At 57.5% G+C, this 23,195-nt stretch carries 19 protein-coding genes; 10 read left to right on the top strand and 9 right to left on the bottom strand.

Features of this window, described 5'->3' with window-relative positions; translation table 11 throughout:
- Window positions 1-150: 150 nt before the first annotated feature.
- The 5 genes from folE2 to VDP81_RS13370 form a co-directional block, all read right to left on the bottom strand.
- Window positions 151-957: a GTP cyclohydrolase FolE2 gene (gene folE2, locus VDP81_RS13390; RefSeq protein WP_322997334.1), complete on the bottom strand. Its 807-nt coding sequence runs from the start codon at window positions 955-957 to the stop codon at window positions 151-153.
- On the bottom strand, window positions 954-2,816 hold the full coding sequence (dxs, locus tag VDP81_RS13385; protein ID WP_322997333.1) for a 1-deoxy-D-xylulose-5-phosphate synthase: 1,863 nt from the start codon (window positions 2,814-2,816) through the stop codon (window positions 954-956). The genes folE2 and dxs overlap by 4 nt, the downstream gene beginning before the upstream one ends.
- Before the next feature lie 25 nt (window positions 2,817-2,841).
- On the bottom strand, window positions 2,842-3,756 hold the full coding sequence (locus tag VDP81_RS13380) for a farnesyl diphosphate synthase (RefSeq protein WP_322997332.1): 915 nt from the start codon (window positions 3,754-3,756) through the stop codon (window positions 2,842-2,844).
- A 126-nt stretch (window positions 3,757-3,882) separates the two neighbouring features.
- A complete protein-coding gene (locus VDP81_RS13375; RefSeq protein WP_323012590.1) occupies window positions 3,883-4,749 on the bottom strand; it encodes a sulfurtransferase in 867 nt (288 codons plus the stop codon).
- The gene (locus VDP81_RS13370; RefSeq protein ID WP_322997331.1) at window positions 4,746-5,672 is read right to left on the bottom strand and encodes a DMT family transporter; all 927 of its coding nucleotides are present in this window, start codon (window positions 5,670-5,672) and stop codon (window positions 4,746-4,748) included. Before VDP81_RS13370 ends, VDP81_RS13375 begins: the two co-directional genes overlap by 4 nt.
- Before the next feature lie 88 nt (window positions 5,673-5,760).
- On the opposite strand from VDP81_RS13370, the gene htpX reads away from it, so the two are divergent.
- Window positions 5,761-6,636, top strand: a complete 876-nt coding sequence (gene htpX, locus VDP81_RS13365) for a protease HtpX (RefSeq protein ID WP_322997330.1) — start codon at window positions 5,761-5,763, stop codon at window positions 6,634-6,636.
- Window positions 6,637-6,648: 12 nt separating this feature from the next.
- The gene (locus VDP81_RS13360; RefSeq protein WP_322997329.1) at window positions 6,649-8,307 is read left to right on the top strand and encodes a Na/Pi cotransporter family protein; all 1,659 of its coding nucleotides are present in this window, start codon (window positions 6,649-6,651) and stop codon (window positions 8,305-8,307) included.
- On the opposite strand, the gene polA is transcribed toward VDP81_RS13360, so the two are convergent.
- Window positions 8,304-11,027: a DNA polymerase I gene (polA, locus tag VDP81_RS13355; protein ID WP_322997328.1), complete on the bottom strand. Its 2,724-nt coding sequence runs from the start codon at window positions 11,025-11,027 to the stop codon at window positions 8,304-8,306. The genes VDP81_RS13360 and polA overlap by 4 nt on opposite strands.
- On the opposite strand from polA, the gene VDP81_RS13350 reads away from it, so the two are divergent.
- The 5 genes from VDP81_RS13350 (at window position 11,026) to VDP81_RS13330 (ending at window position 14,884) form a co-directional block, all read left to right on the top strand.
- A complete protein-coding gene (locus VDP81_RS13350; RefSeq protein ID WP_323012589.1) occupies window positions 11,026-11,697 on the top strand; it encodes a TIGR00730 family Rossman fold protein in 672 nt (223 codons plus the stop codon). The genes polA and VDP81_RS13350 overlap by 2 nt on opposite strands.
- Window positions 11,698-11,831: 134 nt before the next feature.
- Window positions 11,832-12,620: a transporter substrate-binding domain-containing protein gene (locus tag VDP81_RS13345; RefSeq protein ID WP_323012588.1), complete on the top strand. Its 789-nt coding sequence runs from the start codon at window positions 11,832-11,834 to the stop codon at window positions 12,618-12,620.
- A gap of 93 nt (window positions 12,621-12,713) precedes the next feature.
- Window positions 12,714-13,403, top strand: a complete 690-nt coding sequence (locus tag VDP81_RS13340; protein ID WP_323012587.1) for an ABC transporter permease — start codon at window positions 12,714-12,716, stop codon at window positions 13,401-13,403.
- Entirely contained in the window at window positions 13,400-14,110 is a 711-nt protein-coding gene (hisM, locus tag VDP81_RS13335) for a histidine ABC transporter permease HisM (protein ID WP_322997324.1), read from the top strand. The genes VDP81_RS13340 and hisM overlap by 4 nt, the downstream gene beginning before the upstream one ends.
- Before the next feature lie 6 nt (window positions 14,111-14,116).
- A complete protein-coding gene (locus tag VDP81_RS13330) occupies window positions 14,117-14,884 on the top strand; it encodes an ABC transporter ATP-binding protein (RefSeq protein WP_322997323.1) in 768 nt (255 codons plus the stop codon).
- A gap of 47 nt (window positions 14,885-14,931) precedes the next feature.
- Here the strand turns inward: VDP81_RS13330 and VDP81_RS13325 are convergent, their stop codons facing one another.
- Complete coding sequence (locus VDP81_RS13325; protein WP_323012586.1) at window positions 14,932-15,756, bottom strand: DUF4351 domain-containing protein; 825 nt, start codon at window positions 15,754-15,756, stop codon at window positions 14,932-14,934.
- A 144-nt stretch (window positions 15,757-15,900) separates the two neighbouring features.
- Complete coding sequence (locus VDP81_RS13320; RefSeq protein WP_323012059.1) at window positions 15,901-17,382, bottom strand: IS5 family transposase; 1,482 nt, start codon at window positions 17,380-17,382, stop codon at window positions 15,901-15,903.
- Window positions 17,383-17,729: 347 nt separating this feature from the next.
- Between VDP81_RS13320 and VDP81_RS13315 the strand changes: the two genes are divergently transcribed.
- The gene (locus tag VDP81_RS13315) at window positions 17,730-18,500 is read left to right on the top strand and encodes a DUF3944 domain-containing protein (protein WP_323012585.1); all 771 of its coding nucleotides are present in this window, start codon (window positions 17,730-17,732) and stop codon (window positions 18,498-18,500) included.
- A 342-nt stretch (window positions 18,501-18,842) separates the two neighbouring features.
- Complete coding sequence (locus tag VDP81_RS13310) at window positions 18,843-20,324, top strand: IS5 family transposase (RefSeq protein WP_322996682.1); 1,482 nt, start codon at window positions 18,843-18,845, stop codon at window positions 20,322-20,324.
- Here the strand turns inward: VDP81_RS13310 and VDP81_RS13305 are convergent.
- Window positions 20,300-21,106 carry a GTPase family protein gene (locus tag VDP81_RS13305; protein WP_323012584.1) on the bottom strand — a complete coding sequence of 269 codons (807 nt, stop codon included), beginning with the start codon at window positions 21,104-21,106 and terminating at the stop codon, window positions 20,300-20,302. The genes VDP81_RS13310 and VDP81_RS13305 overlap by 25 nt on opposite strands.
- Before the next feature lie 239 nt (window positions 21,107-21,345).
- Here VDP81_RS13305 and VDP81_RS13300 point away from each other — a divergent pair.
- Window positions 21,346-22,514, top strand: a protein-coding gene (locus VDP81_RS13300; RefSeq protein WP_323012413.1) for an IS3 family transposase whose coding sequence is annotated in 2 segments (ribosomal slippage) — window positions 21,346-21,565 and window positions 21,565-22,514 — 1,170 coding nt in all. Because the reading frame shifts where the segments join, the coding sequence is not laid out codon by codon here.
- Window positions 22,515-23,195: the final 681 nt, after the last annotated feature.

Raw genomic sequence — 23,195 nt, 5'->3', positions numbered from 1 at the left:
CCGCTGCCGTTTTTCAGCCAAATCATGCCTGAAAAACAAATACGGTCGAGCAAGTAACCCGCTATTCTAGCATGGAAACCTCATGCACACATGCCGCCCGACTCATTCAGGGCAAATGAAAGGTGGCGCAGACAGGCTTGAGTGCTGTTTCTAGCCAGCCACAACTGCATAGGCCGAATGGTTATGGATGGACTCGAAGTTCTCGGCCTCGACCTCGTAGCGCGTCAAGCCCGGCAGGGTCTGCAGCATCACCGCCACGTCACGCACTAGATCCTCGACGAATTTTGGGTTTTCGTAGGCGCGCTCGGTGACGTATTTTTCGTCGGCGCGCTTGAGCAGGCCCCAGAGTTCGGACGAGGCCTGAGCCTCGATGCGTGGAATCAAATCATCCAGGGCCGGCGCCTGATCTGCCGCGCAATGCAAGCGTACGGTGACGTGAGAGCGCTGATTATGGGCACCATAGTCGGAAATCGCCTTTGAGCACGGGCACAGGCTGGTGACTGGCACCAGGACCTCCAGGGCAAAGGCCGGCAGCCTGTCCTGGCGCGCCTGCACGGTCCAACGCACCTGGTAATCCAGCAGGCTGCGAACACCCGATACCGGCGCAACCTTGTCGATGAAGTACGGAAAGCGGGCGGTGACATCACCCGCATCGGCCTGTAGCAGGACCAGCATGTCCTGCGCCATGGCGGCCAGCGTGACCGGCGTCATGGCTTGGCTGCGATGGGACTCCAGCAGCGCAATAAAGCGCGACATATGCGTGCCTTTTTCCTCGGCAGGCAGGCCCACGGTCATTTCCCAATCGGCAATCGTAGCCTGGGGTTGGCCTGCTCCCGCCACCAGCAGTGGATGGCGCACACCACGCACGCCTACGCGCTGAATGGCGATATGTCGGGTATCAGCACTGCTTTGCACATCCGGCATGGCGACTGCCAGCGGATCGAGCACGGTATTCATGAAGATGTCCTTTGCAAACGTTGGCGTATTGACGCCTCGATCCCATCGGCGTCCAGACCTAGCCTGGAGAGGATGGCCTTTTGCTCTCCGTGATCGATGAATTCGTCCGGCAGCCCCAACTGCAGAACGGGCCGCACGATCGCCTGATGATTGAAGTATTCCATGACGGCGCTGCCTGCCCCGCCCATGATCGCTGCTTCTTCGACCGTGACGAACAGACTGTGATCCCTCGCCAACTGCGTCAGCAGGGCCTCGTCCAGCGGTTTGACAAACCGCATGTCCACCAGCGTCGCACCCAGCGCCTCGGCAGCCTGAATGGCCTGGGGCAACAGCGTGCCGAACACCAGAATCGCCGTCTCCCGTCCCTGGCGGCGCACAACGGCACGGCCAATCTCGACAGGGTCCAGGCTGTCGCCAGGATCAGCCCCAGTGCCAGCACCACGCGGATAACGCACAGAAGCCGGCCCGTCGTGCAGATAGCAGGCATTCAGCAGCAAACGGGCCTCGTGCTCGTCAGACGGGGTAGCCACCACCATATTGGGCACGCAGCGCAAATAGGCAATGTCGTAATTTCCGGCATGCGTGGCACCATCGGCTCCGACAATGCCGGCGCGGTCCAAGGCGAAGGTGACATCCAGGTTCTGCAGCGCCACATCATGGATCAGTTGATCGTAGCCGCGCTGCAAAAAGGTGGAATAAATCGCCAGCACAGGCTTGCAGCCCTCGCAGGCCAGCCCGGCCGCAAAGGTGACCGCATGCTGTTCGGCAATGCCCACGTCGAAATAACGCTGCGGGAACTTGCGCTCGAATTCGATCAGGCCACTGCCCTCGCGCATGGCTGGCGTCACTCCCACCAGACGGGTATCATGCTGCGCCATATCGCACAGCCACTGGCCAAATACCTGGGTAAAGGTCCGGCGTGCAGGCTGGGCAGGCTTCTGGATGCCCACCGCAAGATCGAACTTACCCGGCCCGTGATACAGCACCGGATCGGCCTCGGCCAGCTTGTAGCCTTGGCCCTTGCGGGTCACCACATGCAAAAACTGTAGTCCCTTGAGGGCGCGGATATTTTCCAGCGTGGGGATCAGGGCTTCCAGGTCATGGCCATCGATCGGCCCCATGTAATTGAAGCCGAGCTCCTCGAACAGGGTGGACGGCGAGAGCATGCCCTTGGCGTGGCCTTCGAGCTTGCGAGCCAGCGCCAGCGCCGGGGGCACGTGCTGCAGCACGGCACGGCCCATGGTCTTGGCGCGGGCATAGAACTGGCCCGACAGCAAGCGCGCGAAATAATAGTTCAGTGCCCCCACTGGCGGCGAAATCGACATATCGTTGTCGTTCAGCACCACCAGCAGATTCACATCAGGGGTGACCCCCGCATTGTTCAGCGCCTCGAAGGCCATCCCCGCCGTCATGGCGCCATCGCCGATCACGGCAATGTGCTGACGATCCAGTCCGGCATTGCGGGCGGCCACGGCCATCCCCAATGCCGCCGAAATCGACGTAGAAGAGTGCGCGGTGCCAAAGGCGTCATAAGGCGATTCGCTGCGCTTGGGAAAGCCGGAAATCCCGCCCCACTGGCGCAAACCCGCCATGGCCTGGCGTCTGCCCGTGAGAATCTTATGCGCGTAGGCCTGATGCCCAACATCCCAGATAAGACGATCATCCGGGGTATTGAACACATAATGCAGGGCCAGGGTCAGTTCGACCGTCCCCAGGTTAGAGGACAGGTGGCCACCGGTATGCGCCACCGAATCCAGGACAAAAGACCGCAGCTCCACGGCCAGGTCCTTGAGTTCGCGTCGATCCAGTCGGCGCAAGGCCGCAGGCGTATCGATTCCTTCCAGTAAAGTCGTCATCATCTATATCTAGGTATATGCACCACGGTTAGTGGGTGCGGCCAACCATGTAGTCGGCAAGATCTCGCAGTCGGCCGGCCGCTGGGCCTAGCGGCAACAGCGCTTGATGTGCCTGTTCGCGCAAATCCAGCAATAGCTGGCGCGATTCATCCAGCCCGAGAATGGAGACATAGGTGGGCTTGCCTTGTTCGGCGTCCTTGCCGGCGGTCTTGCCCAAGGTGGCAGAATCTGCGGTCACGTCCAGAATATCATCCGCCACTTGAAAAGCCAGCCCCATGGCGGCGGCATAGGATTCCAGACCACTGCGCACCCCGGAACTGGCCCCAGCCACCACCCCGCCCAGCAATACGCTGGCTTCCAGCAAAGCGCCAGTTTTCATGCGGTGCATATGCTGCAGCGTCTCGATGGACAAGGGCTGACCAACGCTGGCGCAATCAATCGCCTGCCCACCCACCATGCCGTCGCTGCCAGCTGCTCGGGCCAGCAATTGCACAGCCTGCACCACCAGTGCCGGCGCAATAGGCATCTGGACCAGGCAATCAAACGCCAAGGGCTGCAGGGCATCGCCCGCCAGCATGGCCAGAGCCTCGTCGTCGAACTGCCGGTGCACGGTAGGCCGCCCACGGCGCATTTCGTCATCATCCATGCAAGGCAAGTCATCATGAATCAGGGAATATGCGTGGATCAGTTCGACGGCGGCCGCTGCCCCATCCAGCGCCAGCCCCTGGGCTGCCGTTGTCGGGCTGGCGGGTGAGCCGCTGGCTTCGCCAGCCGCATAGACCAAAGCTGCCCGGATACGCTTGCCGGGGCCCAGCACCGCATAGCGCATGGCCTCGTGCAGGCGTGCGGGATCGTCGTCTTCCGGCGGAGGGAGGAGTTCGTCCAACACATCAGCGGCATGCGCAGCGGTATCGTGCAACCACGACTCGAAGTGACTGACCATAAATAAGGTTTGATTTAAGGTTCCAAGACAGGATTGTACGAGAAACCATTAGGCCGGTCCGAGGCACGCTGCCGACCACTGCCGGACAAGGTGCCATCGCCAACCAGAGTTTCAGCGGACGGGGGCTTATGCCCCGCGTGCCACCGGGCGTTCGGGATCACTGCACCATTCGCTCCAGGAGCCAGGATATAGCGCCGAACCACGCAGCCCAGAGAGTTCCATCGCAAACAGATTGTGGCAGGCGGTAATCCCCGAGCCGCACTGATGCACGATGCCACGGTCCAGCCGCCCGCCCAGCAAGGACTCGAACTCTTGGCGCAGTTGCGCGGAGGGCTTGAAGCGACCATCCGTCCCGACATTGTGGGCAAAGGGCCGATTCAGTGCGCCGGGGATGTGCCCGCCCACCGGATCCATGGGCTCGACGTCACCACTGAAGCGCTCTGGGCCCCGCGCATCCAGCACGGTAAAGCGCGGATCATCCAGATTTGACAGCACGGCCCGGGCATCAACCACCGGCATGGATGGTTGACCGGTCAGCACCAGGCTCTGGATGGCCTGCGCCTCGCTGACCGAAGCGGTGCGAGGACCGGTTTCCACTGCCCCCCCCGCCGCCTGCCAGGCCGCCCAGCCGCCGTCCAACACCGCCACGGATTCGTGCCCCAACCAGCGCAGCATCCACCACAGATGCGCAGCAAACATGCTGTTGGCAGCATCGTAAACCACCACATCCGAGCGGGAGGTCAGTCCCTGGGCACGCAACAAGGCAGCGAATTCAGTCCGATCAGGCAAGGGATGGCGACCGTTGCGACCATTGCGGACAGCGCATAGCTGAGTCTCGTGATCCAGATAAAGCGCCCCTGGAATGTGTCCAGCCAAATAGGCCTGACGTCCCGCCTGATGGTCGGATAGATCATGACGCACATCGAACACCAGGCAGCCCGGACGGGCCAGCCGGTCGCGCAGTGTCTCGGCCTGAATCAGTAAATCGATCATGATGGGTGTGCCTCCGTTGAGGGTGAATTGGGGGTCGCCGGACCAGACGCCACATGGCTGCCCAGACCCCGCATAACCCGGGATTCCGCATGCGTGCGCCAGACCGACAGCAGACCCGAGGCAATAATCAGCACCATGCCGGCCCAAGCCAGCGGTGCGGGTCGATCACCCCAGGCCAGGATGCCAATCAGCGCAGCAAAGATGATGGTGGTGTACTGCAAAGCTGCCGTCAACAGGGTAGACCCCAAGCCAAAGGCCCGCGTCATTGTCAATTGACCGATCAGCCCGGCTACACCCAAGCCTATGAGCGACGACAAGGCTAGCACATCGCTGGTTTGCCAGCCCTGGATGCCGACCCCCAGCCCACCGCTGATGCACACGCCGATAGAAAACAACAGGACCGTACGCCATTCAGGTTCTCCAATGCGGCCCAGTTGACGAATCTGCATCATGGCAATGGCAGCCAGCCCCCCAGCCCCCAGCCCAGCCAGTGCCGCCAGCCATTGATCCTGCTGCACACTGGGGCGCAAGACACCCAAAACCCCAAGAAACCCCGCCAACACTGCCAACACGCGAATAGGATCTTTTTGAGCGCCACCGAAAAACAACAGCCAACCGGCGATGAACAAGGGCGCGGTGTAGTTCAGGCTGATGGCAGTGGGCAATGGCAGGAGCGACAGGGCGAAAAACCCCAGCCACATGGATCCGATACCACTGAGGTTGCGCCAGACATGCAGACGCCAACTAGAGGGGCGTATGCTGCGGCGCGTAGCCCGCGCCCAGAAAAACAGCAACAAAACTGACGGAACACCCCGAAATAGCACGATTTCGGGCAAAGTCGCTCCCAGATCGGTGGCGACTTTGACGAGAGCCCCCATCATGGCGAACATCGCACAGGCCAGCAACATCCACAAGGACTGCATGTTTGTAACCACCAAGGGATACTGTTTATAAAGCCAATACTATACACTTTGGGCACATTGAAACCCGACGTGCGGAGCCACCTCTCAAATGAAAAGAATCATCCTGTTTCTCATGACCAACATGGCCGTAATGCTGGTGCTCAGCATCACCATGAACCTGCTGGGCGTGGGCCGTTTCCTCACCGCCAACGGCATCGCACCGATGCAACTCCTGATCTTTGCTGCGGTCATCGGCTTTGGTGGGTCGATCATTTCGCTATTGATGAGCAAATGGATGGCCAAAACCAGCACTGGCGCCCAGGTCATCAACCCCCAGGCCCCGCGCAACCAGCGCGAAGCCTGGCTGGTCGATACGGTCCACCAACTGGCCGACCGCGCAGGCATCGGCCGCCCAGAAGTCGCCATCTACGAAGGTGCGCCCAATGCCTTCGCCACCGGCGCTTTCCGCAATGAATCTCTGGTGGCGGTGTCCACCGGGCTGCTGTCCTCGATGACCGAGGAAGAAGTCACCGCCGTGCTGGGGCACGAAATCGCTCATATTGCCAACGGCGATATGGTCACGCTCACCCTCATCCAGGGGGTGGTCAATACCTTCGTCATCTTTTTGTCTCGCCTGGTGGGGTATTTCGTCGACCGCGCCATCCTGAAGAACGACAAGGGCGTAGGCATGGGCTATTACGCCAGCGTGCTGGTCTGTGAAATCCTGTTCGGCGTGATTGCCTCCATCATTGTTGCCTGGTTCTCCCGCCAGCGCGAATACCGCGCCGACGCAGGCTCCGCCCATCTGCTGGGCGCGCGCGAACCCATGATCCGGGCGCTGGCCCGCCTGGGCGGGGTCGAGGCCGGCGAGCTGCCCAAGTCCTTCCAGGCTGCCGGCATTGCAGGGGGCGCCATCGGTGCCCTGTTTGCCTCGCATCCCCCCATCGAAAAGCGCATTGAAGCCCTGCGCCACTCGGCCAATTAAGCCTCGCGCATCATGAAAGAGTTCCAGGTCATCATCGCCTTCAGCGGCTTCATCGCGCTGCTGCTATGGGGCGTGCACATGGTGCAAACCGGGGTGCAACGCGCCTTTGGCAAGACCCTGGGGCTATGGATGGGGCGTGCCATGGGGTCGCTGCCACGCGCCTTTGGCACGGGCCTGGCGATTACCGCCGCCATCCAAAGCAGCACGGCCACCGGCCTGATGATTACCGGCTTTGCCGTCACTGGGCTGGTCTCCCTAGTCCCGGGGATGGCGGCCATGCTGGGGGCGAATGTCGGCACCACCCTGATCGTCCAGGCGCTGTCCTTCAAGCCCACCGCCCTGGCCCCCGGCCTGATCCTGATCGGGGTCTGGATGTTCCGCCACTATGCACCGGGCCGCTCCCGCGATCTGGGGCGTGCCTTGATCGGCCTGGGCCTGCTGCTGCTGTCGCTCAGTGAACTGGTCACCATGTTCGAGCCCCTGAAAAGCGCGCCCATGCTGGGCACGGCACTGGATGCGCTGGGCGATGCCCCTTTTCTGGCACTGATTGCCAGTACGGCACTGACTTGGGCCTCGCATTCCAGCGTGGCCGTCGTGGTGCTGATCATGTCGCTGGCCCTGCATGACCTGATCGACCCCACCCTGGCCTATACCCTGGTGCTGGGCGCCAACCTAGGCACCGCCATCAATCCTGTGCTGGAAGGCGGCCACGACGACAACCCCGCCTCGCGCCGCCTGCCCATCGGCAATCTGGGCACCCGCGTCATCGGCTGCGTTCTGGGCATGGCACTCCTGCCCTGGGCCACCCCCATCATGCAGGCGCTGGGCAGCGACGCCTCGCACAGTGTGGCCAATTTCCATCTGCTCTTCAATCTGGTCGTGGCTGCATGCTTCATGCCCATCCTCAGGCCCTATGCGATCCTGTTGCAGCGCCTGCTGCCTCAGCGCAGCGATCCGGACGATCCGGCCCGACCACACTACCTGGATGAAGCCGCCCGCGAAGTCCCCGCCGTAGCCCTGGGCCAGGCTGCCCGCGAGGCCTTGCGCCTGACCGACCTGCTGCGCGAATCCCTGCAGTTGACCCAGCATGCCCTGTTGCGCGACGACGGCCAGGCCATCGGCCGCGCCCGGTATCTGAACGGCGTCATCAGCCAGTTGGACCAGTCCATCACGACGTTTTTGGCCACCCAGGACCAGGAAAGCCTCAGCGCCGAAGACGAGCAATATCTGAAATCCATCTTGGCGTTTTCCATGAATATCGCCCATGCGGCCAGCGTCTCGGGCATGGGCTTGCTGGGCCACGCCAGCCGCCTGCATAAAAAACACTGGGTGCTGGACGCCGACCAACGCACTGAACTGACCGCCACCCTGGAACGCCTGCAGCGCAACCTGCGCCAGGCGGCCTCGCTGTTTGTCTCAGCCGACCGCCAGGTGGCACGCAATCTGGCCTTTGAAAAAGAATACTTCCGCAACCTGGAAGCCAAGGCGGCCGACCGCCACCTGGAACGCATCAAGACCGGCCAACTGGATGCCGCCGACATGGGTGCGTTCTACCTGGAAATCCTGCGCGACACCGGCGGCGTCAATGCCTATCTGGTCAATGCCGCCGCCTATCCCATCCTGATCAAATACGGCGAACTGCGCCCCAACCGCCTGCGCGAAGCGGATTAATGCGCCTCACCCCAGTCGCGCCCCACCCCGACCTCGGCCACCAGCGGCACGGCCAGTTGCGCCACGCCAGCCATCAGTTCAGGCACACGCCGACGTAAGAGCTCGACCTCGTCGGGCACGGCATCAAAGACCAGTTCATCGTGCACCTGCATCACCATCAGGCTATGCAGGCCATCGGCCCACAGCCAATCTTGCACGGCCACCATCGCCATTTTGATCAGATCCGCTGCCGTACCCTGCATCGGAGCATTGATGGCGGCACGTTCGGCGGCGGCAGCACGCGGGCCCTTGGCCCCGGCCAGATCCGGAAAATACAGGCGACGGCCAAACACGGTCTCTACGTAGCCCTGCTCGCGGGCCTGGCGGCGGATGCGGTCCATGTAATCGGCCACGCCCGGATAACGCATGAAATAGCGGTCGATATAAGACTTTGCCGCCGCTCGCGTAATCCCCAGGTTGGACGCCAGACCGAATTCGCCCATGCCATAGATCAGGCCGAAATTGATGGCCTTGGCCGCGCGGCGGTGTTCGGCATCCACTTGGTCCGGCGCCACACCAAAGACTTCGGCGGCTGTGGCCCGGTGAATATCCTGACCCTCGGCAAAGGCCTGGCACAGGTTTTTATCCCCCGATACATGGGCCATGACCCGCAGTTCGATCTGCGAATAATCCGCCGACACAATGCTGCCCAGGCTGGCCACAAAGGCCGAGCGCACACGTCGGCCCTCGGCAGTACGCACGGGGATGTTCTGTAAATTGGGGTCGGACGAAGCCAGCCGCCCGGTGACCACCGCCGCCTGCGCATACCGCGTGTGCACCCGCCCAGTATCCGGATTGATCATGCGCGGCAGCTTATCCGTGTAGGTGGATTTAAGCTTGGCAATGCCGCGATAGTCCAGCAACAAGCGCGGCAAGGGGTAATCCGCCGCCAGCCGCGTCAGGACCTCCTCGTCGGTGGACGGCGCCCCGCTGGCGGTCTTGCGCACCACGGGCAACTGCATCTGATTGAACAGGATTTCGCCCAGCTGCTTCGGCGAGTTCAAATTGAACGGCTGGCCCGCCAGCTGGTGCGCCTGGGCCTCCAGATCCAGCATCTGCTGGCCCAATTCGTGGCTTTGACGGGCCAGTGCCTGGGCATCGATGGCCACGCCATTGCGTTCGATCCGCGTCAGCGCTTCCGAGGCGCGAATCTCTAGTTGATAGGTACGCGCCAAGCCCTCGTGCGCCAGCACTTTGGGCAACAGCACCTGATGCAGGCGCAGGGTGAAATCCGCATCTTCGGCCGCATAGTATGCGGCCTGATCCAGCGCGACTTCGTCAAAGCCGATTTGCTTGGCACCTTTGCCGCACAGGTCTTCATAGGTGGTGCCGGTGACACCCAGCCACTGGATGCACAGATCCTGCAGGTTGACGCGCCGGTGTGACTGCAGCACATAGGCCTGCAACATGGTGTCATGCTGAACCCCGCGCAGGCTGACGCCCTCGTTGGCAAACACATGCGCGTCGTACTTGGCGTTATGCAGCAGTTTCGGAGCATCCGGATCTTCGAGCCAAGGACGCAATTGCTCCAGCACCCAGTCTCGGTTCAGTTGATCAGGGGTGCCTGGCGCGGTATGACCCACGGGAATATAGGCCGCATGGCCCGCCTGCATGGACAGCGACAAGCCCACCAGGCGTGCCGCCATCGGGTCCAGGCTGGTGGTCTCGGTGTCCAGGGCGACCAGATCGGCCTGACGCAGTTGCGCCAGCCAATGCGTCAATTGATCCTGATCCAGAATCGTCTCGTACTGAATCTGGCTGGGGGGCGTGGGTGTGGCATCCGGCTGGGCTACCCGGGCATCCTGAGCGGGGATGCGATCTGGTTCGCCGGAGATCTCGCGCAGCCAGGTACGAAAGCCGTAGGTTTCATATAACTGTGTCAGCGCTGTCTGATCCGGTGCCCGCAGCGGCATGGCCAGCACTGCATTTTCGGGGGGTAGTTCGCAATCCAGGCGGATCGTCAGCAGATCCCGAGTCAGCGGAAAATTCGCAATGGCCTGACGCAGATTCGTCCCGGCCACACCCTTGATCTCGTCGGCATGCGCCACCAGCGCCTCGATACTGCCGTATTGCGTCAACCATTTTGCAGCGGTCTTGGGGCCGACCTTGTCCACTCCGGGGACATTATCCACCGTGTCGCCCGTCAACATCAGGTAATCAATGATGCGATCGGGCGGCACGCCGAATTTTTGCAGCACCCCAGCCGGATCCTGGCGCTCGCCCGACATGGTGTTGATGAGTTCGACCTGATCATTGACCAACTGGGCCAGGTCCTTGTCCCCTGTGGAAATAATGGTATAAAGGCCATCTTTGGTGGCCTGGGCGGCCAATGTGCCGATGACATCGTCGGCCTCCACCCCAGACTCCGAGATCACCGTCCAGCCCAAAGCAGCGGCAGCCTGATGAATCGCCGCGATCTGCACCCGCATATCGTCTGGCATCGAAGGCCGGTTGGCCTTGTACTGGGGGTATATTTGGTCGCGAAACGACCCCCCCGGTGCATCAAACACACAGGCACCGTACTGCGCATCCTTGTAATCGTGCATCAGCCTTCGTAACATGGAGATAACTCCATACAAGGCCCCAGTAGGCTGCCCTTGCGCATTACGCAAATCGGGCATGGCATGATAAGCGCGGTACAGGTAGCTGGACCCATCGACTAGCAACAAGGTTTTTTTCATGACAGACAATAAGACAAAACGGGTCTCGGCAGAACAACAGATTCCCACGATTATTGCAGAGATGCGCCAAGCCGCCGTGGCTTTTCAAAAAATCGGCCTGGGCGTCAGCATCTTCGGCAGCGCCCGCATCCCGCGCGGCCACCCATTCTACGAGCTAGGCCAGGAACTGGGCGCCCGCATCGCCCAGCTGGGCATACCCGTGATCGCCGGCGGTGGCCCAGGCCTGATGGAAGCAGCAAACCGTGGCGCCTTCGAAGCAGGCGGCCGCAGCGTGGGTCTGAACATCCGCCTGCCACGCGAGAATTCCGATAATGGCTACCAGACCGACAGCCTGCATTTCGAATATTTCAATTCGCGCAAGGCATCGTTTTTCATGCACAGCCTGGCCTATGTGGTGCTGCCCGGCGGGTTCGGCACCCTGGACGAACTCTTCGAAGCCGTCACCCTGATACAGACCCTGAAACAGCCTCCGGCCCCCATCATCCTGGTGGGCACCACGTTCTGGTCCGGCCTGATCGACTGGATTCAGGACCAACTGGTCAGTAATGGCACGGTCGGCCCCTTTGACACCGAACTGCTCACGGTCACCGACGACATGGACGAAATCATCAGCCTGATCCAGGAAGCCGTCCAGATCGAGCCCAATCGCGAACCCGCCCTGCCCGAATAAGCCTTTGCATGTGCCCGGTCCCCGGCGTATCAGGGTAATGCTTGATGCACCCGGACGGTCACCTGAGGTAACATCACGCCTTGTTATCGCCGGACGGGTACCCCCGATACCGGCCCCCACAGGAGACTTTCCCCATGAAAAAAGCTCTGTTCGGCGCCGCCATGCTGATCGCTGTCGGCCTGATCCCGGCCACTGGCTCGGCCGCTGACGCCAAAGACCTGAAAATCGCCACCGAAGCCGGTTACCCGCCGTTCGAATACCGCAATCCCAACGGCCAGCTCGAAGGCTTTGACATCGATATCGGTAATGAACTGTGCAAACGCATGCAGCGCAACTGCGTCTGGATCGACACGTCCTTCGACGGTCTGATCCCCGGCCTGCAGGCACGTAAGTTCGACCTGGCGAATTCCACCATGACCGCCACCGAGGCGCGCAAGAAAGTCATCGACTTTTCCACCCCGGTGTTCATCGTGCCCGTGAAGCTGATGGTCAAAAAAGGCAGCGGCCTGGAACCCACCGCCGCATCCCTGAAAGGCAAGCGCGTGGGCGTGCAGCAAGGCACCACCATGGAAACCTATGCGCGTAAATTCTGGGCCCCCGCCGGCGTCAACGTTGTGTCCTACCCCAGCTACACCAACGCCTATGTGGATGTGACTGCCGGTCGTCTGGATGCCACATTCCAAGAAGCGCAAAGCGCAGTTGAAGGCTTTCTGGAAAAACCCGAAGGCGCCGACTACGAGCTGGCCAGCATGACGCTGGACGACCCCATTTTGAACGAACCCATCGCCATCGGCATCCGCAAGGGCAACCCCTTGAAGGCCGACGTGGACAAGGCGCTGCAGTCCATGCTGGCTGACGGCACCATCCAAGGCTATGCAAAAAAATACTTCGCCGAAGGCCTGATCCAGTTTCCCGCCCAATAATCAGGCCTGCGGCATGCCGCACGGCCCGGCCGCCCGGATCGCCGCCCTGACAGGCGGCTCCCCCCGGGCGGCTGTCCTATTCGATATTTTCTCATGTTCCTGAACGGCTACGGCCCCCTGTTGCTGGCAGGCACCTGGGTCACCATTCAGCTTGCTCTGCTGTCCCTGCTGGTGTCCCTGTTTCTGGGGCTGCTGGGCGCCTGGGCCAAACTGTCTTCCTTGTGGTGGGCACGCCTGCTGGCCACGGCCTACACCACCCTGATACGCGGCGTCCCGGACCTAGTCCTGATGCTGCTGATTTTCTTCAGCCTGCAGATCTACCTGAATGAAGTCACCGATCTGTTGGGCCTGGACTACATCGATATCGACCCCTTCGCCGCGGGCGTGCTGACGCTGGGCTTCATCTATGGCGCGTATTTTGCCGAGACTTTTCGCGGCGCCTTCATGGCCGTCCCCTATGGCCAGTTGGAAGCCGCTACCGCCTACGGCATGCGCGAATTCCAGGTCTTCCGCCGGGTGCTGTTCCCGCAGATGATGCGCCACGCACTGCCCGGCATCGGCAACAACTGGCAGGTCCTGCTGAAATCCACTGCCCTGGTCTCGCTGATCGGCCTGACCGATCTGGTCAAAGTCGCCCAGGATGCCGGTAATGTCACATTTCGCGTGTTTTTGTTCATCTCCATCACCGGCATCATCTACCTGGCCTTGACCACAGTCTCCAACGGTGTGCTGTACTGGCTGGATAAACGCTACAGCGTAGGCGTGCGCGAGGCCTCGCTATGACGGACGTGATTGACCAATTCTGGCGGGCCTACCTGTATTCCAGCAACGGCAGCCTATCGGGCATGGCGGTCACCCTGTGGCTGCTGGTGCTGTCGGTATCCATGGGATTTTTTCTGTCGATCTTCCTGGCTGTGGCCCGGGTATCGTCGCGCCGCTGGCTGTCCGTGCCGTTATGGGTATTCAGCTATGTGTTTCGCGGCACCCCGCTATATGTGCAGATACTGTTTATCTATGCCGGCATCTACAGCCTGGACTTTATCAAGGACACCCCCCCGCTGGCCGATTTTTTCCAAAGTGGATTCAACTGCCTGACGCTGGCACTGACGCTGAATACGGTGGCCTACACCACGGAAATCTTCGCCGGGGCCATTCGCGCCACCAACGCAGGCGAAATCGAGTCCGCCCGCGCCTTCGGCATGACGCGCTTCGCCCTATATCGGCGCATCATCATCCCGTCGGCCTTGCGCCGCGCCCTGCCCGCCTACAGCAACGAGGTCATCCTGATGCTGCACGCGACCTCCCTGGCGTTCACCGCCACCGTACCCGACATCCTGAAAGTCGCCCGCGACGCCAACTCGGCCACCTACCAGACCTTCGCATCCTATGGCATTGCCGCCCTGCTGTATCTGGTCCTGTCGTTTACACTGATTGGCCTATTCCGCTGGTACGAGCACCGCGCTCTGGCCTACCTGGGCTCTCACCGATAAATAGTCATGTCCAAACTCGACGTACTCAATATTCACAAACACTATGGCGACAATGAAGTCCTGAAGGGTGTATCCCTGCAGGCCAACGCCGGCGACGTGATCTGCATCCTGGGCTCCAGCGGATCAGGTAAGTCCACCTTCCTGCGCTGCATCAATTTTCTGGAAAAACCCGATCGCGGCAGCGTATCACTGAACGGCGAAACCCTGAAAATCATCCAGGACAAGCGCGGCGAACCGCACGCCGCCGACCTGGATCAATTGCGTCGCCTGCGCTCTAAGCTGGCCATGGTGTTCCAGCACTTCAATCTATGGGCGCACATGAACGTGCTGGGCAACGTCATCGAAGCCCCCGTCCAGGTGCTGAAACTCAGCCGCGCCGAGGCCATCGAGCGCGCCCGGCACTACCTGGCCAAGGTCGGCCTGGACCCCAAGGTGGAAACCCAGTACCCGTCATCGCTGTCGGGCGGTCAGCAGCAGCGCGTCGCGATTGCCCGCGCCCTGGCGATGGAACCCGAAGTCATGCTGTTTGACGAACCGACGTCTGCCCTGGACCCCGAACTGGTCGGCGAAGTCCTGAAGGTCATGCAGAAGCTGGCCGAAGAAGGCCGCACCATGCTGGTGGTCACCCACGAAATGGGTTTTGCCCGAAACCTGGCATCCCACGTGCTATTTTTGCACCAGGGCGTGGCCGAGGAAACCGGGACGCCGACCGATATTTTTGACAATCCACAAAGCCCCAGACTACAGCAGTTTTTATCGGGGAACCTGAAGTAGAAGCGACAGGCCAGCGCCCTGACTCTGGCGATGCTATTCAGGCCTCATCAATCCAGAAACACACCATCCAGCGCCTTGGCATCCAGAATATTCAAAGACCACGCCGTCAATTGCTGACGATTGGCCTGCTGAATGCGCTGGACGGTTTCGTCTGATACAGGGCCGAAGCGACGTTCTATCAAGCCCAATAGCAGCAATGCTTGTCCTTGCTCTATACCCTCTTCACGGCCTTGCTCCAGTCCGCGCTGGGTATATACCCGCTCTACTACGGTGACGTAGCTCATGTTGTGCTCCTGATGCAATTGATCGACAGCCACAAAATATTCCGACTCTAAATCCTGCGATAGGTGGATGATCCATTCCACCAGCCGCAACAGCGGGTTGATTTGATCCTTGCTGTAGCCATAATCGTACAAACGCCGCACTATATTCAGTAGCGGCCCCAGCCGAGTAGCCTTATCCGCATGCATCGAAGCCAGGATTTGTGCCATTACAATGACGGCAAAAGGGTTGGTCGGAGCCAAAGCATCCAGCGTATCCATGCGACCATGCCATTGGCTTAATTCTACAATGGGAAAGGTAAATTCTGTCCTTTGCGACAAGAACTTATCCTGATAGCTGCCCTGTGTTCGAGGCGCTCTGCCAGGATTGGGCGGCTGGTCAATCAAAACCCCCAGGCTGAAGATCGTCGGCGGAAGCAGGGCTTTGGTCTTGCGCAATTCACGCACCTGGATCAGCATTCTGTATTGAAAAATCCGCCACCCAAAGACCTGAAAGTCTGTCGGCGTGGATAGTCGGCCCTGGACCTCGATGTGGACCAGCAGCAAAGCGCTAGCACCCGCCAGTAACTGAACCTTCACCAGCTTATCCACCAATTGCCGTCCATTGGCAGGAGTGGAAGCCCGTTGGATCGCCTGCAGCTCCTTGTCCAGAAAATCAACTGAAACGGACCAGTCGATCAGGGCATGCAGATCAGGGGCTAATAAGTCGTCCCTGAAGAATTCATTTCACCTATATCACGCCGGATTTCCGGCGATCTGAGGCCACGCATCCTGGCGGGGTAGCTCACCCCACAGGGATGATTTCTGAATTCGCTGCCAGATCCAGGTCAAAAAATAAGGCGCAAAAAAAGGGCGGATGCCCTTGCGGGCAATCATGCGCAGCAGCCACTTCATATTGAAGCCCGCCGCGCATAGCACCGCGTGGATAGCGTCCCCAATTTGTCCCTTCAAGTGGCAGCGATTCATGCCGTGATCGCTTTTAAGATGCCCAATGATCGGCTCAATCGCCTGGCGCCGTCTCAGCAACTGCTGCTCTTTGGGTGTCAAGCGTTTGAATTTCCCACGGTGCTTCAGTGCATATTCCGGGATTTCACCATCTACCCCGCGATACCCCAGATCCGCATAGATCGTCTTGGGTTTGACGCCGGTGTCCTGCAGCAGGATACTGGCTTGCTCCAATGCCTCCGCCAAAGTATGACCATCGTACGGGTTGCCTGGGAAGCTGCGTGCGCCCACGATCAGGTTCCCTGTCAACGTGGTGACGATACCCACCTTGACGCCGAACTCATATGGGGTGCGGGCCTTGCCCTTACCGATACACTCGACTTCGGGGGCATGCCAGCTGTAAATCTTGTCCTTGCCCTTCACCGCCTGCTTGCGACGGCTCTGCTCCGCGATTCGATGTGCTCGGGCCAGCAGCGGATCCAGGGCTTGCTGGATGCTTTGGGCCAGCACCGTCTTGCTGCGCTCGATGTCGCGGGCCAAGCGGCCCAGAATCGTGCGCTGGCGCTTGATCGCTTTGTGCATGCGGCGGTACTGCTTGGCGTGCGCATATCGCCCAGCCCGCCTGGCCAGGTCCCGGCCTTCTTTGGCGTAGCTTTGCTTCAAGCAAATGCCATGGGCCTTGGCAGCCTCAGCCAGCTTGTCACGTGCCACTTCCAGCAAGCGGCTGTCAGTGGGGTGTGCCACCGCCTTGCTCTGCACCGTGCTGTCCACGATCACGGTTTCCAGTGCCCGACGTTCAATCAGGCCCAGCTTCATGCCCACCATAATGGTTTGCACCAGCAATTCTTCCACGCCTTCTTCGCCCAGCAGGCCTCGGAAGCGGCTGATCGCGCTGGGATCGCACGGCAGGCGATCCTCGAAATATTCCTGGCCGGAAAAGTATTGCCAGACTGGCGTCTCGCTCCAGCGTTCGCATACGCCTTCATCACTTTCGTTGAAGGTGTGCTTCAGATACAGCAAGGAGATCATGAGGCGCATCGGCAGGCGCGGGCGCCCAGCGTTTGAAATCGCACCGCCCACGACAGCCACGCTCGGGCCAAACAAATCCACATCGGAAACTTTCTTTCCTGTGCGCACTTGGCGTGCAAATCGATGGGCCACCGAGGCCTCCAATTCCTGCCAGGGAATATGCGTGGCGAGTACCGCCAGCGGTTTGCGCAGATCGATCATTTGATCCAGGCGACTGCGGAAAAAATCGTCGATTTCACTCATGGGGCGTTTGGCATTTCTCCCAGAAAATGACCTGCAACGGAGGCGTTTCTGGGAGATTTGTTGGTTTTGGATGTCAATATTATTACATGAAATCAATGTGTTATTGATACTTCAGGGGCGACTAATGAGGATAGGGATAATTTCAAGTCTAATGATAATAAGCGTGACTATAAAGAAGATGTTGAGAAATCTATATTTGATTCTTTTCTTGAATACGTAAAAGATGTTAGCGCTAAGGTTTTTGATGAGTTAAAAAAACCAGAAAATATTGATAAATTCATTGGTTTTGTTAAAAACAATGTAGTTCCAATTATTATAACTAAAAAAACTAAATAATAGGGTAAATTATGGCCTATAGAAATGATGTTGATTTGGATTTTCTTGAGGAAATTCCTAGTGAAGATTTGGTTGATTTGGTTGATTGTTTAATAGTGGATAAAGATGGTAAAAGTAGATATACAGAAGAGTTAACTGGAAATGATCTATATAAAAAATATCACCCGGATCATACTAGGTATTGGCATTTAATTGCAGCTGAAATTCAGTGCTTTGGTGCCAATAGCCTCTCTACTTTATTCCGTGGCGGAAAAGGTGTTTTATATCGCGAGGTGTTGACGGATGTTTGCGATAAGATGGGGGCTAAGTACAAGAAAAATAATGAAGTCATCATGATCGAAAATAATTTGATGACAAAAATAATCGAAGACTCTCTAGGAAAAATGACAGAGCCAGAAAGAGCTGAGTTCGCGAAAATTATCGGAATTGACAATGTTTTATCCTTATCTGCAGCTGGCTTGACGGCGGCTATTCAAGCACTGTTTAGGATGGGAGGATTCGCATCATATCGTCTGACTTTGGTTATTGCTAATGCAATTAGCCGCTCCATTGTTGGGCATGGACTATCGCTTGCTGGAAATGCAGCGTTGGTTAGGGCTGCATCCATTTTGACTGGACCTGTGGGTTGGGCATTGGCTGGGCTATGGACTGTGGTTGATTTGGCTGGGCCTGCGGATCGGGTCACGATTCCAGCTGTAATTAATGTTGCGCTGCTGCGTAAAAGATATCAAGCAGAAAAGGAAGGGATTATGGGAGACATAGAAAAAGAATTAGATAATTAATTTTTTGTATTGCTTCGAATGGATTTTTAAAATTGGCTTAGTAAGCAATGTATTTAATTTAATTTAGCTGGCTTGTTTGTCACAGAGCAAGCCTTTAATTATTTGATTTTAAAATATGAGTGGTGTATTAATTTTATTGAATTATTATTTCATTTTTGTTTTGAGAAAATTGATCGATCATCGCGGCAGCATTTGATTATTCTCTAAACTGTCTTATGTGGTCGCCCCTGCAGTATCAATAACACATTGATTTCATGCAATAATATTGACATCCAAAACCACCAAATCTCCCAGAAACGCCTCCGTTGCAGGTCATTTTCTGGGAGAAATGCCAAACGCCCCATGAGTGAAATCGACGATTTTTTCCGCAGTCGCCTGGATCAAATGATCGATCTGCGTAAACCGCTGGCGGTACTCGCCACGCATATCCCTTGGCAGGAATTGGAGGCCTCGGTGGCCCATCGATTTGCTCGCCAGGTGCGCACAGGAAAGAAAGTTTCCGATGTGGATTTGTTTGGCCCGAGCGTGGCTGTCGTAGGCGGTGCGATTTCAAACGCTGGGCGCCCGCGCCTGCCAATGCGGCTGATGATCTCCTTGCTGTATTTGAAGCACACCTTCAACGAAAGTGATGAAGGCGTATGCGAACGCTGGAGCGAGACGCCAGTCTGGCAATACTTTTCCGGCCAGGAATATTTCGAGGATCGCCTGCCGTGCGATCCCAGCGCGATCAGCCGTTTCCGGGGGCTATTGGGCGAAGATGGCGTCGAAGAACTGCTGGTGCAAACCATTATGGTGGGCATGAAGCTGGGGCTCATCGAGCGCCGGGCGCTGGAAACAGTGATCGTGGACAGCACGGTGCAGAGTAAGGCGGTGGCACACCCCACCGACAGCCGCCTGCTGGAAGTGGCACGTGAAAAACTGGCAACCGCTGCCAAGGCCCATGGCATTTGCTTGAAGCAAAGCTACGCCAAAGAAGGCCGGGACCTGGCCAGGCGGGCTGGGCGCTATGCGCACGCCAAGCAGTACCGCCGCATGCACAAGGCGATCAAGCGCCAGCGCACGATTCTGGGCCGCTTGGCCCGCGACATCGAGCGCAGCAAGACGATGCTGGCCCAAAGCATCCAGCAGGCCTTGGACCCACTGCTGGCCCGAGCGCATCGAATCGCAGAGCAGAGCCGTCGCAAGAAGGCGGTGAAGGGCAAGGACAAGATTTACAGCTGGCATGCCCCCGAAGTCGAGTGTATCGGTAAGGGCAAGGCCCGCACCCCATATGAGTTCGGGGTCAAGGTGGGTATCGTGACCACGTTGACAGGGAACCTGATCGTGGGCGCACGCAGCTTCCCAGGCAACCCGTACGATGGCCATACGCTAGCAGAAGCGCTGGAGCAAGCCAGTATCCTGCTGCAGGACACCGGCGTCAAACCCAAGACGGTCTATGCTGATCTGGGGTATCGCGGGGTAGATGGTGAAATCCCGGAATATGCACTGAAGCACCGTGGAAAATTCAAACGCTTGACACCCAAAGAGCAGCAGTTGCTGAGACGGCGCCAGGCGATTGAACCGATCATTGGGCATCTGAAAAGCGATCACGGCATGAATCGCTGTCACTTGAAGGGACAAATTGGAGACGCCATTCATGCGGTGCTGTGCGCGGCAGGCTTCAATATGAAATGGCTGTTGCGCATGATTGCCCGAAAGGGCATTCGCCCTTTTTTTGCGCCTTATTTTTTGACCTGGATTTGGCAGCGGATTCAGAAATCATCCCTGTGGGGTGAGCTACCCCGCCAGAGTTCGTGGCCTCAGATCGCCGGAAATCCGGCGTGATATAGGTGAAATGAATTCTTCAGGGACGACTCATTAATGTATTCAGAAACGACTGCTCGTTTTTTTCTGGGCAAGCAAAGCATAATATAACTTAAAAGCTTTTCTAAATTATATGGTCTAGAAATCAACTCGCCATCGAAGGTATATCCAGCAGAATAAAAAATAGGATCGACGTTTAAATCAGGATCTAGGCCATTGATCCTCCTTTTTACTTCCTCAGATTGGTCCTCTAAAAATTTAGTTAATTTTTCTTCCGGACGATTCTTTGTTCGATCCCAAAAATGTCCACTCATGGCTTGATCAGCTTTATTTATACCTATTAAAATTCGATCCTTCTCATTATGATCAAGTGATGGGATTATTACATCTTTCAACAAAGTATATACACTACTGAAATCTCGACTTGATCCATCAAGAATCAAAAAAACCAAATCTACTAGAGGAACTCCTCGAGCATCTTTTTTAAATAGCAATTTTTTTATGCTTTCTTTATGGTCTATATCCTTTTCCCGACTATCCCCTAAACCAGGAGAATCCCATACAACCAGATTGTCACCTAATTTATATTGATTAATATCCATGGTCTCTGGTCGAGATGTTTCGCCTACCTTGGCCTGAACATCCAGCCCTGCACTCTGAAACAAAGCATTGATTGTGGAGCTTTTACCTACACCAGTCCCCCCAACCAAAAGGACATTGACTTTAGTTAAACGCAAGCGGCTTCGGATTTCATCCAACTGCTGCTTAGTAAGTAAATCCAGCCCATTATTTAGCATCACCATACCTCCTTTCTATAGACACACAAAAAATAACTAATACATGAGCACTTAATTGGCTACTAGTCTGCACTGTGGAGGATACTCAAACAAGACACATGGAGCTATCAAAATATAGACAGTTCTATCTAAAGTGGACCCCGGAATCGAGACAGCGGTTTAAGCTGTAATCCGAGGAGGAAAGCAGCGTGACAGAGGTTAAGAAACGCAAGGTTCACAGCGCAGAATTCAAGGCGAAGGTGGGCATGGAAGCGATCCGCGGGGAGAAGACGCTCAACGAAATAGGACAACAGTACGGTGTGCATCCCGTGGTGGTCAGCCAGTGGAAGAAGGCAATCCAGGAACAGGCAGCCACGCTGTTTGCCAGCAAGCGTGGCCCAAAGCCTGCAGAGCACGCCGACGAGGACCGCTTGTACAGCGAGATCGGGCGCCTGAAGATGGAATTGGATTGGCTCAAAAAAAAGTCCGGACTATGAACGCAGACGTACGGATGAACTGGGTCATGCAGGACACGTCCCTGCCGATTACTCGCCAGTGCGAGCTCGCGCAGGTGCCCCGGGCAACTTTCTATGGCCGCAGGCCCGCCAATCTGGCCAGTGATGAAGACTTGCTGTACATGCGGCTGATCGACGAGGAGTACACCCGCCACCCGTTCTACGGCAGCCGCCGCATGGTGGTATTTCTGCAGCGTGGGGGCCACGAAGTGAACCGCAAACGGGTGCAGCGTCTGATGCGCGTCATGGGCCTGGCAGGTATGGCGCCGGGTCCGGCAACCAGTCATCCACACCCCCAGCACAAGATCTATCCGTACCTGCTGCGAGGTTTGCAGATCGTGCGGCCCAATCAGGTCTGGAGCACTGATATCACCTATATCCGGCTGGCGCGTGGGTTTGTCTACCTGGTGGCTGTCATCGACTGGTACTCTCGACGGGTACTGGCCTGGCGCATCTCCAACAGCATGGACACGGCGTTCTGCGTGGACTGTCTACAGGAAGCATTGGATCAGCATGGATGTCCGGAGATCTTCAACAGCGATCAGGGTTCTCAGTTTACGAGCGAGGCCTTCACCGGCGTGCTTAGAGTTGCCGGGATCGCCATCAGCATGGACGGGCGTGCGCTGGACAACATCTTTGTGGAACGGCTCTGGCGTAGCCTCAAGCACGAGGACATCTACCTGAAGGGCTACAGTACGGTGGCTGAGCTCACGCTCGGACTGGTCGAATACTTCGCGTTCTACAACGGCGAGCGGCCCCATCAGGGACTGGGAAACCGCACTCCTGACGAGGTCTATGCCGATGGTATTGGCGGCGGCGCCAGGATTGCTAATCACTTTGACCGGGACGGAAATCCTTCCAGCCCGGTCGCATCGGGGCAGCGCCGTTCGGCTGCAGTAGAAGCAATGGATTTAGCTTAAACCCGGATGAAATCTGTCTTGACAGATGGGTCCACTTTAATCTGATTGAGCAGTAGAGATCATGGCAATTAAGACTAAGACAAGCAAAAGACTCGCATCACCTGCTCTTTTCTTGAGCAATTTGCTACAAGTGTAATAAAATATACCCTATTTTGTGCGTTTCTGTCTCTCGAGATTTTCATCCCCCACCATGCTCCACAACAGGCTAACAACGGCTAACAAATTTCGAGCCATGACGTGCTCCTGTCTGGTCAGCACCCTATCCTCTGGGTGATTAAGATCATGATATGCATGATTGCGTCATATTGTGTCGCAATACGTATGCGACACAAATTGTCGCTTATGTCCTTATACTGCTTCGAAGCGACTCAATCACTGCCTTGGGTCAATCCAAAGCCACCCGCGTCTAAGAGGAGTTTCCATGCCACACAACATCATCAGCATGCCAGACCTCGCATCCACCTTGGTTTGCCCCGAATGTCGACATAAGTCCATCCCTTTCCACAGCTGCTTGCCCCACATAGACCAGCACTGCCCCCGCTGTAAAGATCAGATCATGATCAAACGACCTGCGACCCAATGGGAAATAGTGCGCCGACTTACCATCCCATGGTTTAACTCATTTAAATAATTTCTCTTCACTCAGCAAAGGCCCGCCATACCCATCCCACCCAAGCCATT

Origin of the sequence: Castellaniella sp., from assembly GCF_034675845.1 — a bacterium.
In the GTDB taxonomy this organism is placed as follows: domain Bacteria; phylum Pseudomonadota; class Gammaproteobacteria; order Burkholderiales; family Burkholderiaceae_B; genus Castellaniella.
Note: the sequence above shows the minus strand (reverse complement) of the source record. Positions and strands in the feature narration are given on the sequence as shown.

Coding starts and splice junctions, on each gene's coding strand:
- folE2 (WP_322997334.1), bottom strand. CDS start 957: ATGAATACCGTGCTCGATCCGCTGGCAGTCGCCATGCCGGATGTGCAA.
- dxs (WP_322997333.1), bottom strand. CDS start 2,816: ATGATGACGACTTTACTGGAAGGAATCGATACGCCTGCGGCCTTGCGC.
- VDP81_RS13380 (WP_322997332.1), bottom strand. CDS start 3,756: ATGGTCAGTCACTTCGAGTCGTGGTTGCACGATACCGCTGCGCATGCC.
- VDP81_RS13375 (WP_323012590.1), bottom strand. CDS start 4,749: ATGATCGATTTACTGATTCAGGCCGAGACACTGCGCGACCGGCTGGCC.
- VDP81_RS13370 (WP_322997331.1), bottom strand. CDS start 5,672: ATGCAGTCCTTGTGGATGTTGCTGGCCTGTGCGATGTTCGCCATGATG.
- htpX (WP_322997330.1), top strand. CDS start 5,761: ATGAAAAGAATCATCCTGTTTCTCATGACCAACATGGCCGTAATGCTG.
- VDP81_RS13360 (WP_322997329.1), top strand. CDS start 6,649: ATGAAAGAGTTCCAGGTCATCATCGCCTTCAGCGGCTTCATCGCGCTG.
- VDP81_RS13350 (WP_323012589.1), top strand. CDS start 11,026: ATGACAGACAATAAGACAAAACGGGTCTCGGCAGAACAACAGATTCCC.
- polA (WP_322997328.1), bottom strand. CDS start 11,027: ATGAAAAAAACCTTGTTGCTAGTCGATGGGTCCAGCTACCTGTACCGC.
- VDP81_RS13345 (WP_323012588.1), top strand. CDS start 11,832: ATGAAAAAAGCTCTGTTCGGCGCCGCCATGCTGATCGCTGTCGGCCTG.
- VDP81_RS13340 (WP_323012587.1), top strand. CDS start 12,714: ATGTTCCTGAACGGCTACGGCCCCCTGTTGCTGGCAGGCACCTGGGTC.
- hisM (WP_322997324.1), top strand. CDS start 13,400: ATGACGGACGTGATTGACCAATTCTGGCGGGCCTACCTGTATTCCAGC.
- VDP81_RS13330 (WP_322997323.1), top strand. CDS start 14,117: ATGTCCAAACTCGACGTACTCAATATTCACAAACACTATGGCGACAAT.
- VDP81_RS13320 (WP_323012059.1), bottom strand. CDS start 17,382: ATGAGTGAAATCGACGATTTTTTCCGCAGTCGCCTGGATCAAATGATC.
- VDP81_RS13315 (WP_323012585.1), top strand. CDS start 17,730: ATGGCCTATAGAAATGATGTTGATTTGGATTTTCTTGAGGAAATTCCT.
- VDP81_RS13310 (WP_322996682.1), top strand. CDS start 18,843: ATGAGTGAAATCGACGATTTTTTCCGCAGTCGCCTGGATCAAATGATC.
- VDP81_RS13305 (WP_323012584.1), bottom strand. CDS start 21,106: ATGGTGATGCTAAATAATGGGCTGGATTTACTTACTAAGCAGCAGTTG.